Source organism: Streptomyces sp. NPDC004542, from assembly GCF_040610035.1.
GTDB lineage: Bacteria > Actinomycetota > Actinomycetes > Streptomycetales > Streptomycetaceae > Streptomyces.
In genome coordinates this window covers 1-16,070 of the sequence record NZ_JBEXLP010000079.1, presented here as the reverse complement: position 1 = coordinate 16,070, position 16,070 = coordinate 1, and the positions used below count along the sequence as shown (strand labels likewise).

17 protein-coding genes are annotated in these 16,070 nt (G+C 71.8%); 8 read left to right on the top strand and 9 right to left on the bottom strand.

Annotation, left to right across the window (positions count from 1 at the left end; genetic code table 11):
* Window positions 1-54: 54 nt before the first annotated feature.
* Entirely contained in the window at window positions 55-393 is a 339-nt protein-coding gene (wblA, locus tag ABZX30_RS30170; RefSeq protein WP_355938995.1) for a transcriptional regulator WblA, read from the top strand.
* Between the two features lie 56 nt (window positions 394-449).
* Here wblA and ABZX30_RS30165 read toward each other — a convergent pair whose 3' ends face one another.
* Both ABZX30_RS30165 and ABZX30_RS30160 read right to left on the bottom strand, forming a co-directional pair.
* Entirely contained in the window at window positions 450-1,754 is a 1,305-nt protein-coding gene (locus tag ABZX30_RS30165) for an ArsA family ATPase (RefSeq protein WP_355938992.1), read from the bottom strand.
* Window positions 1,751-2,728 carry an ArsA-related P-loop ATPase gene (locus ABZX30_RS30160; protein ID WP_355938989.1) on the bottom strand — a complete coding sequence of 326 codons (978 nt, stop codon included), beginning with the start codon at window positions 2,726-2,728 and terminating at the stop codon, window positions 1,751-1,753. Before ABZX30_RS30160 ends, ABZX30_RS30165 begins: the two co-directional genes overlap by 4 nt.
* A 72-nt stretch (window positions 2,729-2,800) precedes the next feature.
* Between ABZX30_RS30160 and ABZX30_RS30155 the strand changes: the two genes are divergently transcribed.
* From ABZX30_RS30155 to ABZX30_RS30140, 4 genes are all read left to right on the top strand, one after another.
* Window positions 2,801-2,959 carry a DUF4177 domain-containing protein gene (locus ABZX30_RS30155; protein ID WP_355938986.1) on the top strand — a complete coding sequence of 53 codons (159 nt, stop codon included), beginning with the start codon at window positions 2,801-2,803 and terminating at the stop codon, window positions 2,957-2,959.
* Window positions 2,959-3,423 carry a RidA family protein gene (locus ABZX30_RS30150; RefSeq protein WP_355938983.1) on the top strand — a complete coding sequence of 155 codons (465 nt, stop codon included), beginning with the start codon at window positions 2,959-2,961 and terminating at the stop codon, window positions 3,421-3,423. The genes ABZX30_RS30155 and ABZX30_RS30150 overlap by 1 nt, the downstream gene beginning before the upstream one ends.
* Before the next feature lie 68 nt (window positions 3,424-3,491).
* Window positions 3,492-4,400: an NUDIX hydrolase gene (locus tag ABZX30_RS30145; RefSeq protein ID WP_355938980.1), complete on the top strand. Its 909-nt coding sequence runs from the start codon at window positions 3,492-3,494 to the stop codon at window positions 4,398-4,400.
* A complete protein-coding gene (locus tag ABZX30_RS30140; RefSeq protein ID WP_355938977.1) occupies window positions 4,397-5,227 on the top strand; it encodes an MBL fold metallo-hydrolase in 831 nt (276 codons plus the stop codon). Before ABZX30_RS30145 ends, ABZX30_RS30140 begins: the two co-directional genes overlap by 4 nt.
* Before the next feature lie 84 nt (window positions 5,228-5,311).
* Here ABZX30_RS30140 and ABZX30_RS30135 read toward each other — a convergent pair whose 3' ends face one another.
* Both ABZX30_RS30135 and ABZX30_RS30130 read right to left on the bottom strand, forming a co-directional pair.
* Window positions 5,312-6,214: a nucleotidyltransferase domain-containing protein gene (locus ABZX30_RS30135; protein ID WP_355938974.1), complete on the bottom strand. Its 903-nt coding sequence runs from the start codon at window positions 6,212-6,214 to the stop codon at window positions 5,312-5,314.
* 94 nt (window positions 6,215-6,308) lie between these two features.
* Complete coding sequence (locus tag ABZX30_RS30130; protein WP_030734182.1) at window positions 6,309-6,983, bottom strand: Crp/Fnr family transcriptional regulator; 675 nt, start codon at window positions 6,981-6,983, stop codon at window positions 6,309-6,311.
* Window positions 6,984-7,259: 276 nt separating this feature from the next.
* On the opposite strand from ABZX30_RS30130, the gene nth reads away from it, so the two are divergent.
* The 3 genes from nth (at window position 7,260) to ABZX30_RS30115 (ending at window position 10,140) form a co-directional block, all read left to right on the top strand.
* Window positions 7,260-8,096 carry an endonuclease III gene (gene nth, locus ABZX30_RS30125; protein ID WP_355938971.1) on the top strand — a complete coding sequence of 279 codons (837 nt, stop codon included), beginning with the start codon at window positions 7,260-7,262 and terminating at the stop codon, window positions 8,094-8,096.
* Window positions 8,097-8,148: 52 nt separating this feature from the next.
* A complete protein-coding gene (locus ABZX30_RS30120) occupies window positions 8,149-8,844 on the top strand; it encodes a CoA pyrophosphatase (protein ID WP_355938969.1) in 696 nt (231 codons plus the stop codon).
* A gap of 96 nt (window positions 8,845-8,940) precedes the next feature.
* The gene (locus tag ABZX30_RS30115; protein ID WP_355938966.1) at window positions 8,941-10,140 is read left to right on the top strand and encodes a MarP family serine protease; all 1,200 of its coding nucleotides are present in this window, start codon (window positions 8,941-8,943) and stop codon (window positions 10,138-10,140) included.
* Window positions 10,141-10,176: 36 nt separating this feature from the next.
* On the opposite strand, the gene ABZX30_RS30110 is transcribed toward ABZX30_RS30115, so the two are convergent.
* From ABZX30_RS30110 to acs, 5 genes are all read right to left on the bottom strand, one after another.
* On the bottom strand, window positions 10,177-10,356 hold the full coding sequence (locus ABZX30_RS30110; protein WP_355938962.1) for a hypothetical protein: 180 nt from the start codon (window positions 10,354-10,356) through the stop codon (window positions 10,177-10,179).
* A gap of 198 nt (window positions 10,357-10,554) precedes the next feature.
* Complete coding sequence (locus tag ABZX30_RS30105) at window positions 10,555-11,502, bottom strand: alpha/beta hydrolase (protein WP_355938959.1); 948 nt, start codon at window positions 11,500-11,502, stop codon at window positions 10,555-10,557.
* On the bottom strand, window positions 11,499-11,990 hold the full coding sequence (locus ABZX30_RS30100) for a phage holin family protein (RefSeq protein WP_355938956.1): 492 nt from the start codon (window positions 11,988-11,990) through the stop codon (window positions 11,499-11,501). Before ABZX30_RS30100 ends, ABZX30_RS30105 begins: the two co-directional genes overlap by 4 nt.
* Before the next feature lie 55 nt (window positions 11,991-12,045).
* Window positions 12,046-13,491 carry a Na+/H+ antiporter NhaA gene (gene nhaA / locus ABZX30_RS30095; RefSeq protein ID WP_355938953.1) on the bottom strand — a complete coding sequence of 482 codons (1,446 nt, stop codon included), beginning with the start codon at window positions 13,489-13,491 and terminating at the stop codon, window positions 12,046-12,048.
* A 157-nt stretch (window positions 13,492-13,648) separates the two neighbouring features.
* Window positions 13,649-15,604: an acetate--CoA ligase gene (gene acs, locus ABZX30_RS30090; protein ID WP_355938951.1), complete on the bottom strand. Its 1,956-nt coding sequence runs from the start codon at window positions 15,602-15,604 to the stop codon at window positions 13,649-13,651.
* Between the last annotated feature and the right edge of the window lie 466 nt (window positions 15,605-16,070).

Below are 16,070 nucleotides of genomic sequence, written 5' to 3'. Positions count from 1 at the left end.
AATATGCCGCTGCCGCCGTGGGGGAGCCTCGATTCGGGAGAGGACGGCGCCGGTATGGGCTGGGTAACCGACTGGAGTGCGCAGGCTGCCTGCCGCACTACCGATCCGGATGAACTGTTCGTTCAGGGAGCAGCGCAGAACAGGGCCAAGGCGGTGTGCACCGGATGCCCGGTACGCACCGAATGCCTGGCCGACGCGCTGGACAACCGCGTCGAGTTCGGCGTGTGGGGAGGCATGACGGAGCGCGAGCGCCGCGCACTGCTGCGCAGGCGGCCCACCGTGACCTCCTGGCGCAGGCTCCTGGAGACAGCGCGCTCGGAGTACGAGCGGAGCGTCGGAATCGTGCCCCTCGACAACGACGAGGTGTACGAGAACTACGCGGCCGTGAGCTGACCGCAGGGCAGCAGGGGGCGCAGAGGTCGCCGACGTCCAGGTGCGGCCGCGGGGCCTCAGGAAAGCTCGGGCCGGTCGGCCGCGAGCCGGTCACCGATGTCCCGCAGTCCCGCGAGGTCGTGTACGTCGCCGGGCAGCGCCGCCACTTCCACCACCGCCACCTCGGGGTGGAGCGCCGTGAAGCGGTCACGCGTGCGCTGCTCACGGAAAAGCAGGTGCATGCGCTCGGCGTGCAGCTTCAGCAGGCCCGCGGCGAGCCGGTCGACGGAGGCTTCCGCCGTGGGAGATTCGGGCGCGGTCGGCTCTGACGCGGACGATTCTGAACTGCCATACGTTTCGGGAGAGTTACGAAGTCCAGCTTTCCCGTCCCCCTGATCCACAATGCGGGGCTCGTCAAGATTTTCCGCGGCGGCGAGCGCACGCTCGGCCGACAACCGGTCGGCGCCGCTGCCGTGGACCCGGTTGAGCACCAGCCCGACCAGCGGCATGTCCTCCGCGGCCAGCCGCTCGACGAAGTACGCGGCCTCGCGCAGCGCGTCCCGCTCCGGGGCCGCCACCACCAGGAACGCCGTGCCGGGCGCCTGCAGCAGCTTGTACGTGGCGTCCGCGCGCGTACGGAAGCCACCGAAGGTGGTGTCCATCGCGGCCACGAACGTCTGGACGTCCTTCAGCAGCTGACCGCCCAGCAGCTTGCCCAGCGTGCCGGTCATCATCGACATGCCGACGTTGAGGAAGGCCATCCCCGCGCGCCCGCCCAGCTTCGCGGGGGCCGTCAGCAGCCGGATCAGCCGGCCGTCCAGGAAGGAGCCGAGTCGTTTCGGCGCGTCCAGGAAGTCCAGCGCCGAGCGCGACGGCGGCGTGTCGACGACGATGAGGTCCCACTCGTCCTTCGCCCGCAGCTGCCCGAGCTTCTCCATCGCCATGTACTCCTGCGTGCCCGCGAAGCCCGCCGAGAGTGACTGGTAGAAGGGGTTGGCCAGGATCGCGGCCGCCCGCTGGGAATCGGCGTGCCCCTCGACGACCTCGTCGAAGGTGCGCTTCATGTCGAGCATCATGGCGTGCAGTTCGCCGTCGCCGTCGGTGCCCTTCACCCGGCGCGGCACGTTGTCCAGCGAGTCGATGCCCATGGACTGGGCCAGCCTGCGCGCCGGGTCGATGGTGAGGACGACCACCTTGCGGCCCCGCTCGGCGGCCCTGAGCCCGAGCGCCGCCGCGGTCGTGGTCTTGCCCACCCCGCCCGAGCCGCAGCACACCACGATCCGGGTCCCGGGATCGTCGAGCAGCTGATCGATGTCGAGCACGCGCGCGGGAGAGAGGCGGTGGCGTGCGGTGTCCTGCGTCTGGGTCGGGTCCGGAGTCATGACATCCCCTGATTCCGCAGCTCGTGGGCGAGTTCGTACAGGCCCGCCAGGTCCATGCCCTCGGCGAGCAGCGGCAGCTCGTGCAGCGGCAGGCCCAGCTCGCCCAGGACGCCGCGCTGCTCCTGCTCCAGCGCGTACCGCTCGGCGTACTCCCCGGCCTGCTCCAGCAGCGGCGCCACCAGCCGCTCGGCGCTCCCGCCCCGGCGCGCCCCGCCCAGCCCGGCGGCGGACAGCGACCGGGCGACGGCGGCGCGGTCCACCGTCCGTACGAGTTCCAGGTCGGCCGCGTCCAGCACCTCGGGCCGGACCATGTTCACCACGACCCGGCCCACCGGCAGCCGGGCCGCGCGCAGTTCGGCGATCCCGTCCGCGGTCTCCTGCACGGGCATCTCCTCCAGCAGCGTCACCAGGTGGACGGCCGTCTCGGGGGACTTGAGCACGCGCATCACGGCCTGCGCCTGATTGTGTATCGGGCCGATCTTGGCGAGCCCGGCGACCTCGTCGTTCACGTTGAGGAACCGGGTGATGCGTCCGGTCGGCGGCGCGTCCATGACCACGTAGTCGTAGACGAAGCGTCCGCTTCTGTCCTTGCGCCGCACCGCCTCGCACGCCTTGCCGGTGAGCAGGACGTCCCGCACGCCCGGCGCGATGGTGGTGGCGAAGTCGATGGCGCCGATCTTCTTCAGGGCCCTGCCCGCGCCGCCGAGCTTGTAGAACATCTGGAGGTAGTCCAGAAGGGCCAGTTCGGGGTCTATGGCGAGGGCGAACACCTCCCCGCCCCCCGGAGCCACCGCGATCTTCCGTTCTTCATAGGGCAGCGCCTCAGTCTCGAAGAGCTGTGCGATGCCCTGCCGGCCCTCGACCTCGACGAGAAGCGTCCGCTTCCCCTCGGTGGCCAGGGCCAGCGCGAGTGCGGCGGCGACCGTCGTCTTTCCGGTCCCGCCCTTGCCGCTGACGACCTGGAGCCTGCTCACGTCTTCGAGCCTAACCAGTCCGCCCGCGGGCTACGCGGGAGGCTGTGGATAACAGGGGCTACAGTCGGCCCCATGACCACATGGGAATACGCGACTGTGCCACTGCTCGTCCACGCCACGAAGCAGATTCTGGACACCTGGGGCGAGGACGGCTGGGAGCTCGTCCAGGTCGTGCCCGGGCCGAACAACCCCGAACAGCTGGTGGCCTACCTGAAGCGGGAGAAGCAGTAATGGGTGCCGTCGAGGACAAGCTGGCCGAGCTCGGTCTGACCCTGCCGGAGGTCGTGCCGCCGCTGGCCGCGTACCAGCCCGCCGTGCAGTCCGGCCCCTACGTCCACACCTCCGGCCAGCTGCCGATGGTGGAGGGCAAGCTCCCGGTCACCGGCAAGGTGGGCCAGGAGGTCACCGCGGAGGAGGCCAAGGAGCTGGCCCGCACCTGCGCGCTGAACGCGCTGGCCGCCGTGAAGTCCGTCGCCGGCGACCTGGACCGCATCGCGCGCGTGGTGAAGGTCGTGGGCTTCGTCGCCTCGGCCCCCGACTTCACCGGCCAGCCGGGTGTCGTCAACGGTGCCAGCGAGCTGCTGGGCGCGGTCCTCGGCGACAAGGGCGTGCACGCGCGCAGCGCGGTGGGCGTCGCCGTGCTGCCGCTGGACGCGCCGGTGGAGGTCGAGGTCCAGGTGGAGCTCGTCCCGTAACACTCCGGGATGTGCCCTGGTCCCGGGCGCCTCTCGAACATTCGCGCACCACGGGATAGCCTCCGGCCATGGCGAATGGGCAGTGGTATCCCCCGGAGTGGCCCGAACGCATCCGCGCGCACGCGGAGGGCACCCTCACGCCGGTGCTTCCGCGGCGTGCGGCCACGGTGATGCTCCTCAAGGACACCAAGGGGACCGAGGACGCCTTGGGCGCGGACCCCGGCCCTACCGTCCACATGCTGCGCAGACGCGCCTCCATGGCCTTCGCCGGAGGCGCGTACGCGTATCCCGGCGGCGGGGTCGACCCGCGCGACGACGACCGTGACATCCGCTGGGCGGGTCCCACGCGCGCGTGGTGGGCCGACCGGCTCGGCGTCGACGGGGCCGGCGCCCAGGCGATCGTCTGCGCGGCCGTCCGGGAGACGTACGAGGAGGCCGGTGTCCTGCTCGCCGGCCCCACCCCCGAGTCGGTCGTCGGCGACACCACCGGCGCCGACTGGGAGACGGACCGGGCCGCCCTGGTCGCCCGGGAGCTGTCCTTCGCCGAGTTCCTGGACCGCCGTGGCCTGGTCCTGCGCTCCGACCTGCTGGGCGCCTGGGCCCGCTGGATCACCCCCGAGTTCGAGAGCCGCCGCTACGACACCTGGTTCTTCGTGGCCGCCCTGCCCGAGGGCCAGCGCACCCGCAACGCCTCCACCGAGGCCGACCGCACGGTGTGGATCCGGCCGCGGGAAGCGGCGGCCCGGTACGACGGGGGCGAGCTGCTGATGATGCCGCCCACCATCGCCACCCTGCGCGAGCTGGCCCCGTACGCCACCGCCGCCGAGGCCCTCGCCGCCGCGCCCGCGCGCGACCTGACCCCCGTCCTGGCCCGGGCCCGTCTGGTGGACGGCGAGATCGTCCTGTCCTGGCCGGGCCACGACGAGTTCACCAAGCACATCCCGACCCTCCCGACGCCCGGCGGAGGCCCCGCATGACGGACGCAGCAGCCCTGCCCGGCCGGCCCCGCGGCGCCGTGCTGTCCGGGCCCGCCACCGAGCGTGCCGTCAACGTGCTGGCACCCAACGCCTCCGCGATGACCCTGGACGGCACGAACACCTGGATCGTCTCCGAGCCCGGCTCCGAGGCGGCCGTGGTCGTCGACCCGGGCCCGCTGGACGACGGCCACCTGCGCGCGGTCGTCGACGCGGCCGAGCAGGCCGGCAAGCGCGTCGCCCTCACCCTGCTCACCCACGGCCACCCCGACCACGCCGAGGGCGCGGGGCGCTTCGCCGAACTCACCGGCACGCGCGTGCGTGCCCTGGACCCGGCGCTGCGCCTCGGCGACGAGGGGCTGGCCGCCGGCGACGTGATCACGGTCGGCGGCCTCGAGCTGAGGGTCGTACCGACCCCGGGGCACACCGCGGACTCCCTGTGCTTCCACCTCCCGGCCGACGGTGCCGTGCTCACCGGCGACACCGTCCTGGGACGCGGCACGACCGTCGTGACGCACCCCGACGGCCGCCTGGGCGACTACCTGGACTCGCTGCGGCGCCTGAGGTCCCTCACGGTCGACGACGGCGTCCACACGGTCCTCCCGGGCCACGGACCGGTCCTGGAGGACGCCCAGGGCGCCGTGGAGTACTACCTCGCCCACCGGGCCCACCGCCTCGCCCAGGTGGAGACGGCCGTCGAGGACGGCTACCGCACCCCCGGCCAGGTCGTCGCCCACGTCTACGCCGACGTGGACCGCTCCCTGTGGCCGGCGGCGGAACTGTCGGTGCGGGCCCAGCTGGACTACCTGAGCGAGCACGGGCTGATCTAGGGCCCCGGCAGGCGACGATCGCCCGGTCGCGACGCGCCTTGACGGGCGAACGCTGCCTGCCGGGCCACGGGTGCCGGGCACCGGTCACGCCGGGGGGCCTGGCCCCAGGACCTGTCTGACCATTCCCGTCTGCCGCGCGACGCCATGCACGCTCCCCGACAGGCCCTGGTCGGGCCGGGGGGCCTTGACCCCGTGCACGCGTGCGTACTCCGCCGCCAGCCAGGGCCCCAGGTCGTCGACGCAGGAGCGCAGCACGTCCGGATCGCCGACGGGCTCGTGGCCGTACTCGGCGGCCGTACGCATCTGGCGGGCGCGTTCCGGGTAGTACGCGCCGAACACCTCGGCCATCTCCCGCAGGTCGCTGGTCCAGCCCCGCCAGCGGGGCATCACGAGGGTGAACCCCGTGCGCACCAGATGGCGTGACATGAAGCGCACGAGCGGCCGCCGGGCCTCCTCGCGGTCCTCGGCCCCCGCCACGCGCTCCCGCCAGCGGGGCAGCAGGAGCGCGAGGTCGCCGTTGGTCTCGCGGGCCAGCAGCGAGTCCGGCCGGTAGCGCGGCAGGTACGCGGCGAGGTCCTCGCCGAGCAGCGGGGTGCACAGGCAGGCGACGAACCAGCCCAGGTCGTGCCGCTCCAGGTCGCTGAGCAGCCGGTCCCGGCCGTACAGCAGCGTCCCGACGCCGTCGATCTGCGGGAACTCCTCGTCGAGCGCCGCACCGAGGGCGCGTGCCGTCCGCCGGTCGGTGTCGGCCGGCTCCTGGCGCAGGGCGAGCAGCAGGTCGAGATCGCTGCGCCCCGCGCGCGCGGTGCCGCGCGGGACCGACCCGTAGAGGTACGCGCTGTGTAGGCGGGCACCGAAGGCGTCCGGGAGCCGCTCGCGGACGGCTGCCACGACGGGGCGGAACGCGGGCGGTACGCGCGCGAGGGAGCCCTCGCGCGCGATGTGGCCCCGGGCGTCGAGACCCTTCGGGGAAACCGTTTCGGCCATGCGCTCACTGTGCCCGGCGGACGCGGACCGGGCAGCCCGTTTTCCGGGGGACCGGAAGCGAGCGGCCGGGAAGCGGCCGGGGTGCGGCCGACGGCTATCGCGAGCGCTTGGCCAGCCGCTCCACGTCGAGCAGGATCACCGCACGCGCCTCCAGGCGCAGCCACCCGCGCTGGGCGAAGTCCGCCAGCGCCTTGTTCACGGTCTCGCGTGAGGCGCCGACGAGCTGGGCCAGCTCCTCCTGCGTGAGGTCGTGGACGACGTGGATGCCCTCCTCCGACTGCACACCGAAGCGGCGGGAGAGGTCCAGCAGGGCGCGGGCGACGCGTCCGGGGACGTCGGAGAAGACCAGGTCGGACATGGCGTCGTTGGTCTTGCGCAGGCGGCGGGCGACGGCGCGCAGCAGGGCGCCGGCCACCTCGGGACGCACGTTCAGCCACGGCTGGAGGTCGCCGTGGCCGAGGCCCAGCAGCTTGACCTCGGTCAGCGCGGTCGCGGTCGCCGTGCGCGGGCCCGGGTCGAACAGCGACAGCTCGCCGATGAGCTCGCCGGGGCCCACGACCGCCAGCATGTTCTCGCGCCCGTCGGGGGAGGTCCGGTGGAGCTTGACCTTGCCCTCGGTGACGACGTAGAGCCGGTCACCGGGGTCGCCCTCGTGGAACAGCGAGTCACCACGCGCGAGGGTCACCTCACTCATGGAGGCGCGGAGCTCCGCGGCCTGCTCGTCGTCGAGCGCCGCGAAGAGCGGGTTGCGCCGCAGAACGTCGTCCACGAGTTATCTCCCTTGTCGACCTGCTCAGGGGATCTTGCTCCCCCGTGTACCAGGGGACCGTGTTCCCCATTTTGGCGGACGATCCAAACAGTGTGATCTGTCACAAGGATGCCGCACAGGTGTCCCGGCGTGAGTGCCTGGGGTCCAATCGGGGGCTGATCTTCCGGGTCCGGGGCAGATGTCGGTACCGGGCTTTAGGCTGGCCGGGTGTCCAAATCGCCGGTGAGAGCGCAGGCCAAGGGAGCTGGGCGGGTGGTTGTACGAAGTGGTTCCGCTGTGGGCGAACAGGATTCGGGCGGCGGTAATAAAAGCGTCAAACCAGTTAAAAGGGTACCCGCGAACGAGTCGCGCACCGCTCTCGTCCGCAGGGCCCGGCGCATCAACCGGGAGCTCGCCGAGGTCTACCCGTACGCCCACCCGGAGCTCGACTTCGAGAACCCCTTCCAGCTCCTGGTCGCCACGGTCCTGTCCGCCCAGACCACGGACCTGCGGGTCAACCAGACGACGCCCGCGCTCTTCGCCAAGTACCCCACCCCCGAGGACCTGGCCGGCGCGAACCCGGAGGAGGTCGAGGAGATCCTCCGCCCGTGCGGTTTCTTCCGGGCCAAGACCAAGTCGGTCATAGGGCTGTCGAAGGCACTGGCCGAGCAGTTCGGCGGCGAGGTCCCCGGCAGGCTGGAGGACCTGGTCAAGCTGCCCGGCGTCGGCCGCAAGACCGCCTTCGTCGTCCTCGGCAACGCCTTCGGGCGGCCCGGCATCACCGTGGACACCCACTTCCAGCGGCTGGTGCGGCGCTGGAAGTGGACCGAGGCGAGCGACCCCGACAAGATCGAGGCCGCGGTCGGCGCGCTCTTCCCCAAGAGCGACTGGACGGACCTCTCGCACCACGTGATCTGGCACGGCCGCCGCATCTGCCACGCCCGCAAGCCCGCCTGCGGAGCCTGCCCCATCGCCCCGCTCTGCCCGGCGTACGGCGAGGGCGAGACCGACCCGGAGAAGGCCAGGAAGCTGCTGAAGTACGAGAAGGGCGGCTTCCCCGGCCAGCGCCTGAAGCCCCCGCAGGCCTACCTCGACGCGGGCGGCCGCCCGGCGCCGCCGCTGGGGGCCGGATGACGGAGCGATCGCGAAGCGCCGGGGTGTTGAAGACGGCAGAACGGGGGTGGCGATGACGCACACGAGCAGAACCCAGGGCGGCGCGGTGACGCTCAGCAAGGCGGGTCTGCCGGCCTGGCTGGACGCGGTAGTGCGGGTCGTGGAGACGGTCCGGCCGCTCCAGCTCAGCCGTTTCCTGCCGCCCGAGAACGGCGCGGGCCGCCAGTCCGCGGTGCTGATCCTGTTCGGCGACGGCGAGCGCGGTCCCGAGCTGCTGCTGATGGAACGTGCGAGCTCGTTGCGCTCCCACGCCGGGCAGCCCTCTTTCCCCGGCGGCGCCCTCGACCCCGAGGACGGCGCCCCGGAGGGTGACGGGCCGCTGCGGGCCGCTCTGCGCGAGGCGGAGGAGGAGACCGGTCTCGACCCGTCGGGGGTGCAGCTCTTCGGTGTGCTGCCCAAGCTGTACATCCCGGTCAGCGGCTTCGTCGTCACCCCGGTGCTCGGCTGGTGGCGGGAGCCCAGCCCCGTGGGCGTCGTCGACCCGAACGAGACCGCCCGGGTCTTCACCGTCCCCGTGGCGGATCTCACGGACCCCGCCAACCGCGCCACCGCCGTCCACCCCAGCGGTCACCGAGGTCCGGCATTCCTGGTCGAATCGGCACTGGTCTGGGGATTCACGGCCGGGGTCATCGACCGTCTGCTGCACTACGCGGGCTGGGAGCACCCGTGGGACCGGGAGAAGCACGTCCCGCTCGACTGGCGGTCATGACAGGGTGAACCCCGTGCTGTGTCTACCCGGGGGGCGACCCCCGGACCCCCGGCCGTGCCGGCGGGACCGGAGTTCGAAGAGTCGAGGCCTGAAACGGTGAACGTGCTGGACATCCTGTTGCTGGTCGCCGCCGTGTGGTTCGCGATCGTCGGCTACCGCCAGGGCTTCGTCGTCGGCATCCTGTCGGTGATCGGCTTTCTCGGCGGCGGCCTCGTCGCCGTCTACACGCTGCCGGTCATCTGGGACGCCATGACCGACAAAGCGCAGGTCACCACGACCGCCGCGGTGGTCGCCGTGGTGATCGTGATCGTCTGCGCCTCCATCGGCCAGGCCCTCACCACCCACCTCGGCAACAAGCTGCGCCGGTACATCACCTGGTCCCCGGCCCGCGCCCTGGACGCCACCGGCGGCGCCCTGGTCAACGTGGTCGCGATGCTCCTCGTGGCCTGGCTGATCGGTTCGGCCCTCGCGGGCACCACGCTGCCGACGCTGGGCAAGGAGGTCCGCAACTCCAAGGTGCTTCTCGGCGTCTCCCGGGCCCTGCCCGCCCAGGCCGACACCTGGTTCGCGGACTTCTCCTCCGTCCTCGCGCAGAACGGCTTCCCGCAGGTCTTCAGCCCCTTCGCCAACGAGCCGATCACGGACGTACAGCCCCCCGACCCGGCCCTGGCGGGCAGCCCGGTCGCCGCGCGTGCCCAGCGGTCCGTCGTCAAGGTGATGGGCACCGCCCAGAGCTGCGGCAAGGTCCTGGAGGGCAGCGGCTTCGTCTTCGCCGACCGTCGCGTGATGACCAACGCCCACGTGGTCGGCGGCGTCGACGAGCCGACCGTGCAGATAGGCGGGGAGGGCCGCAAGTACGACGCGAAGGTCGTCCTCTACGACTGGCACCGCGACATCGCCGTGCTGGACGTACCGGACCTGAAGGCGCGCCCCCTCAGCTTCTCCGCGCAGGACGCGGTGAGCGACGACGGCGCGATCGTGGCGGGCTTCCCGCAGAACGGGTCGTACGACGTCCGCGCGGCACGCGTACGCGGCCGCATCACGGCCAACGGCCCGGACATCTACCACCGCGGAACCGTCCGCCGTGACGTCTACTCGCTCTACGCGACCGTCCGCCAGGGCAACTCCGGCGGCCCGCTGCTCACACCCGACGGCAAGGTGTACGGCGTGGTCTTCGCGAAGTCGCTCGACGACCCCGACACCGGTTACGCGCTCACCGCGGACGAGATCCAGCCAGACATCGAGCGGGGGCGTACCGCGAACCAGCAGGTGGGCACCGACAGCTGCGCTCTCTAGGCCGCCAGGCGCCGACGGGGTCGGCCGCGGCGGAACTCAGCCGCGGGGGTGACGCAGGCGTACCGAGACCCAGCGGGCCCGGCGGCGCAGGATACGCGGGATTCCCACCCGGAGGTCCGTGCCCTGCATCTGCGGAGCGCCTCCCCGGTGCGAGCTCAGGCCGGTGGCCGAGCGTCGGTTACGGGGTGCGTCACTGTAGTCGTGCGTCCAGCCCATACCCGGACGTGTGCCCCCGCCCCAAGGTCGATAACCGCCTCGGGGCCCCTCAATTGGCCTATGCGCTGGGCATGTGGCCGTTCGTGGAAAAGGTGTTCAGGTCCGGATACCGGGCGCATTGGCGCGGTCACCGGTCCGGCCCAGAGGCCTTTCGGCCGTCCGGGCCGGGTCCGCTTGCCGGAGTGGGGCGTGGGTGGGTCAGCGGTCGGGTTCGGGGTCCTTGAGCCAGTTGATGAGTTCGGAGGAGAAGACCACCGGATCCTCTTCATGCGGGAAGTGCCCCAGGCCGTCGAACAGCCGCCAGCGGTAGGGGGCTTCGACGTACTCGCCCGAACCGGCCGCGCTCCGTGTGCGCATGACGGGGTCGAGGGAGCCGTGCAGATGCAACGTGGGCACGCGCACCGGCCGTTTCATGCGGCGGTTGAACTGGATGCCGTCCGGGCGGGCCAGCGACCGGACCATCCAGCGGTACGGCTCGACCGAGCAGTGCGCGGTCGACGGGATGCACATGGCACGGCGGTACGTCTCCACCGCCTCGTCGTCCGGCAGCCGCGCCCCGGACCAGTCCCGGATCAGCCGGCCCACCAGGGCCCCGTCGTCGGCGGTCAGCTGCCGCTCCGGGATCCACGGCCGCTGGAACCCCCAGATGTAGGAGCCGGCCACCGACTGCCGGGCGTCCCGCAGCATCGCCGCGCGCCAGCGCCGCGGATGCGGCATGGACACCACAGCGAGCCGCCGGACCAGCTTGGGCCGCATCGCGGCGGCCGTCCACGCCAGGTAGCCGCCCAGGTCGTGGCCGACCAGCGCGGCGTCCGGCTCGCCGAGCGAGCGCACCACGCCGGTGATGTCGAGGGCAAGGTTGGCCGGGTCGTACCCGCGTGGAGTGCGGTCGCTGCCGCCCACGCCCCGCAGGTCCATCGCGACGGCCCGGAAACCCGCGTCGGCGAGCGCGACGAGCTGGTGCCGCCACGTCCACCAGAACTGCGGGAAGCCGTGCAGCAGCAGCACCAGCGGGCCGTCGCCCAGCTCCGCGATGTGGAAGCGGGCGCCGTTGGCGGCGACATCCCGGTGCGTCACCTCCCGGCCACCGGGAACGTCCAGCCGTACGACCGAGAAAGAGTGTGCCGAAGCGGCGGGGTCCGTCATGACGACGAGCGTGCCACAGCCTCGATGGCCGCGGGGGACCGGTCCTCCAGGGCCGGCGCCGGGCGGGGGTGCGGCTTGGCCTTCTGCAGGACGCCCGCCGTCTCCTTCATGGACGCGGCCACCTTCTGCGGAGCCTTGCTCCTCTGCGCCTTCTTCGCGAAGACCGTGCCGATCAGCGCGAGAACGCCGGCGACGAGGACGTTGGCGGCGAAGGACAGCAGGAAACAGACCGCCAGGTTCCAGCCGCTCCAGGTCCGGATGCCGTACGCGAGGGCGAAGTTGAGCATCGGCAGGGAGAACAGCAGCACCGCCCCGGCCACCGTGAAGGCGCCCCCGCTGGCCGCGCCGCGCTTGACGTCCTGCTTCAACTGGGCCTTGGCCAGTGCGATCTCGTCGTGCACCAGCGCCGACAATTCGGTCGTCGCCGAGGCGAACAGCTGGCCGATGCTGCGTTCGGCGCCGACCGGGCTGCCGTCGGGTGCGCTCATCGCGGTCTCCCTCTATCGTCTTTTGTGCCGTCTCGTTTTGTACCGTCTCGTCAGATCATGCCGGACGGTCGCCTTCCTCGCCTGCCCTGCCCGGTACTTCGGCACTCGTGTGGCGGCCGGCGGCCGTGGCCGCGAGGTCCGCGGCGAGGCGCCGGTGCTCGGCGGCCTTGCGCTCCAGCAGGTCCGCCATGCGCAGGTGGTAGGCCGGGTCGTCCTGCTCGTAGACGTCCGGGACGCCGTCGAGGTCCTCGTCCCGCTCCTCCTCCTCGCACAGCGCGCGGTACTTGGCGTTGCGCACCTTGAGCAGGGCCGCCGCGCAGACCGCCGCGATCAGCGACCCGGCCAGTACGGCGGCCTTGACCTCGTCCGTCAGGACCGGGTCGCCGGCGAAGGCGAGTTCGCCGATGAGCAGCGAGACCGTGAAGCCGATGCCGGCGAGTGCCGCCACGGCGAAGACGTCGGCCCATGCGAGGTCGTCGCTGAGCGAGGCCCGGGTGAAGCGGGCGGTCAGCCAGGTGCCGCCGAAGACGCCGATCGTCTTGCCGACGACCAGCCCGAGCACCACGCCGAGCGTCTGCGGCCTGGTGAACACGTCCGCCAGTGCCCCGCCGGAGACCGACACCCCGGCGCTGAACAGTGCGAACAGCGGCACGGCCAGCCCCGCGGACAGGGGGCGCACGAGATGTTCGATGTGCTCGGCGGGTGAGTGCTCCTCGTCCTCGCGGGTGGTGCAGCGCAGCATCAGGCCCATGGCGACGCCCGCGATGGTGGCGTGCACGCCGCTGTTGTACATCAGCGCCCAGACGACCAGCGCCAGCGGCACGTACACGTACCAGCCGCGCACGCCCACCCGCAGCAGCAGCCAGAACACGACGAGCCCGGCGACCGCGCCGGCGAGCGCGGCGAAGTCGATGCGGTCGGTGAAGAAGACCGCGATGATCAGGATCGCGAACAGGTCGTCGACCACGGCCAGGGTGAGCAGGAAGGCCCGCAGGGCGCCGGGCAGTGCCGTGCCGATGACCGCGAGCACGGCGAGCGCGAAGGCGATGTCGGTGGCCGTGGGCACCGCCCAGCCCGCGAGCGAGCCGTCGCCGGCGAGGTTGGTGAGGGTGTAGACGAGCGCGGGCACCGCCATGCCGCACAGCGCGGCGACCACGGGCAGCACGGCGGCCCTGGGGTCCCGGAGGTCACCGGCGACGAGCTCGCGCTTGAGCTCGACCCCGGCGACGAAGAAGAAGACCGCGAGCAGTCCGTCGGCCGCCCAGTGCGCCACGGAGAGGTTCAGGCCGAGCGCGGCGGGGCCGAGGTGGTAGTCGCTGACGCTCTCGTAGCTGTGGTGCAGGGCGGGGACGTTCGCCCAGACCAGGGCCGCGACGGCGGCGATCAGCAGCAGCACGCCGCCGACGGTCTCGGTGCGCAGGGCGTCCGCGACGTAGGACCGCTCGGGCAGGGACAGCCGCCCGAGGAACTTGCGGGGAGCGCTGGTGCGGGGCGCGGTCACGGGGAGACCTCCGGTCGGTGGGCAGGACGGGGCACATGCCGACCAGACTTCCCGGCGCACCTGACGTGGGTCTTTTTGCTTAGTTTACCTAAGGCACGGGAAAGGGGCACCCGGACCGTACCGCCGGGTGCCCCTGAACAGCCTTGATCAGTCCTGATCAGTCCTCGCCGGGTGCGGCGGGGAGCTTGGCCTGGATGAGGTCCATGACCGTGGAGTCGGTCAGCGTGGTGACGTCGCCGAGCTGGCGGTTCTCCGCGACGTCGCGCAGCAGGCGCCGCATGATCTTGCCGGAGCGGGTCTTCGGCAGCTCCGCCACCGGCAGGATCCGCTTCGGCTTGGCGATCGGGCCGAGCGTGCTGCCGACGTGGTCGCGCAGCTCGCCGACGAGCTTGTCGTCCTCCAGGGCCGTGCCGCGCAGGATGACGAAGGCGACGATCGCCTGGCCGGTGGTCTCGTCGGCGGCCCCCACGACGGCCGCCTCGGCGACGGACGGGTGGGAGACGAGGGCGGACTCCACCTCGGTGGTGGAGATGTTGTGCCCGGAGACGAGCATCACGTCGTCCACCCGGCCCAGCAGCCAGATGTCCCCGTCGTCGTCCTTCTTCGCCCCGTCACCGGCGAAGTACCTGCCCTCGAACCGGGACCAGTACGTGTCGATGAACCGCTGGTCGTCGCCCCAGATGGTGCGCAGCATCGACGGCCACGGCTCGGTCAGCACCAGGTAGCCACCGCCGCCGTCGGGCACCTCGTTCGCCTCGTCGTCGACGACCGTCGCGCAGATGCCGGGCAGCGGCCGCTGCGCGGAACCGGGCTTGGCCTCGGTCACGCCCGGCAGCGGTGTGATCATCATCGCGCCGGTCTCGGTCTGCCACCAGGTGTCGACGACGGGGGTGCGGTCGTGACCGATGTGCTTGCGGTACCAGATCCACGCCTCGGGGTTGATCGGCTCGCCGACGGAGCCGAGGACGCGCAGAGAGGAGAGGTCGAACTTCGCGGGGATGTCGTCGCCCCACTTCATGAACGTACGGATCGCGGTCGGCGCCGTGTACAGGATCGTCACCCCGTACTTCTGCACGATCTCCCAGAACCGGCCCTGGTGCGGGGTGTCCGGCGTGCCCTCGTACATCACCTGGGTCGCGCCGTTGGCCAGCGGCCCGTACACGATGTACGAGTGTCCGGTGACCCAGCCGACGTCGGCCGTGCACCAGTACACGTCGGTCTCCGGCTTGAGGTCGAACACCGCCCAGTGCGTGTACGCCGTCTGCGTCAGATAGCCGCCGGTGGTGTGCAGGATGCCCTTGGGCTTCCCCGTCGTACCCGAGGTGTAGAGGATGAACAGCGGGTGCTCCGCCTCGAACGCCTCCGGCGTGTGCTCGGCCGGCTGCCGGTCGACGATCTCGTGCCACCACACGTCCCGGTCGCCGTTCCAGGCGACCTCCTGGCCGGTGCGGCGGACCACGAGCACGTGCTCGACGTTGCCGGCCTTGGCGACGGCCTCGTCCACGGCCGGCTTGAGCGCGGACGGCTTGCCGCGCCGGTATCCGCCGTCGGCGGTGATGACGACACGCGCGTCGGCGTCCTGGATACGGGTCGCCAGGGCGTCCGCCGAGAAGCCGCCGAAGACGACCGAGTGCGCGGCGCCGATACGGGCCGAGGCCAGCATCGCGATCGCGGTCTCCGGGATCATCGGCATGTAGATCGCGACCCGGTCGCCCTTGCGGACCCCCAGCCCCAGAAGGGCGTTCGCCGCCTTGGACACCTCGTCCTTCAGCTCGGCGTAGGTGATCGCGCGGCTGTCGCCGGGCTCGCCCTCGAAGTGGATGGCGACCCGGTCGCCGTGGCCGGCCTCCACGTGCCGGTCCACGCAGTTGTAGGCGACGTTCAGCCTGCCGTCCTTGAACCACTTGGCGAACGGCGGGTTCGACCAGTCCAGCGTCTCGGTGGGCTCGGTGGCCCAGGTCAGCCGGCGTGCCTGCTCGGCCCAGAAGCCGAGCCTGTCAGCCTTGGCCTGTTCGTACGCCTCCGCCGTCACGTTGGCGTTCGCGGCCAGTTCGGCGGGCGGCGCGAACCTGCGCTCTTCCTTGAGCAGGTTGGCCAGGCTCTCGTTGCTCACGACATCTCCCTTTCGAAGGGTGTCCGTTGTGTCCCGGACCACACCTCATCAGACCCGGGGGGCCGATGACAAGGGTCGTCGGACAAGTGGTGTAGACCTGTGAGTTCATCTGCGCTTCCGCGTCATTCTGCGCCTCTTCCGGTGACGTGTCGCCGGCGCCCGCGGTGGCCGCCCCGACGACGGAGGTCTTCCCGGGGTTCCTGGACCCGGCCCACACCTGTTACCGGTCCCGGGGCGGCGCGAGGGCCTGGCTTCCCGGCGTCGCCCGCGACGGGGCGAGCGGCTAGGTGTCCGACACATGAGCGCGGGAGAAGGAGCGGCGTCCGGTGCGTGCGATCGCAAGGCGCCGGAGTGCCCACGTGGCTCCGCCACGTGGGCACTCCGCCAACGCGGCGAGCGTGCGTGCCAGGCGTCGCGACGCCGCGGGCATGTGTCAGACAGATAGGGACGCGGGCGGGGAGGGAAA

Bases quoted from the DNA above. Each gene is read 5' to 3' on its own strand.
- ABZX30_RS30120 (WP_355938969.1), top strand. From the start codon at position 8,149: ATGACGCACACGAGCAGAACCCAGGGCGGCGCGGTGACGCTCAGCAAG.
- wblA (WP_355938995.1), top strand. From the start codon at position 55: ATGGGCTGGGTAACCGACTGGAGTGCGCAGGCTGCCTGCCGCACTACC.
- ABZX30_RS30110 (WP_355938962.1), bottom strand. From the start codon at position 10,356: ATGGGCTGGACGCACGACTACAGTGACGCACCCCGTAACCGACGCTCG.
- ABZX30_RS30150 (WP_355938983.1), top strand. From the start codon at position 2,959: ATGGGTGCCGTCGAGGACAAGCTGGCCGAGCTCGGTCTGACCCTGCCG.
- ABZX30_RS30165 (WP_355938992.1), bottom strand. From the start codon at position 1,754: ATGACTCCGGACCCGACCCAGACGCAGGACACCGCACGCCACCGCCTC.
- ABZX30_RS30145 (WP_355938980.1), top strand. From the start codon at position 3,492: ATGGCGAATGGGCAGTGGTATCCCCCGGAGTGGCCCGAACGCATCCGC.
- ABZX30_RS30140 (WP_355938977.1), top strand. From the start codon at position 4,397: ATGACGGACGCAGCAGCCCTGCCCGGCCGGCCCCGCGGCGCCGTGCTG.
- ABZX30_RS30105 (WP_355938959.1), bottom strand. From the start codon at position 11,502: ATGACGGACCCCGCCGCTTCGGCACACTCTTTCTCGGTCGTACGGCTG.
- ABZX30_RS30155 (WP_355938986.1), top strand. From the start codon at position 2,801: ATGACCACATGGGAATACGCGACTGTGCCACTGCTCGTCCACGCCACG.
- ABZX30_RS30135 (WP_355938974.1), bottom strand. From the start codon at position 6,214: ATGGCCGAAACGGTTTCCCCGAAGGGTCTCGACGCCCGGGGCCACATC.
- ABZX30_RS30100 (WP_355938956.1), bottom strand. From the start codon at position 11,990: ATGAGCGCACCCGACGGCAGCCCGGTCGGCGCCGAACGCAGCATCGGC.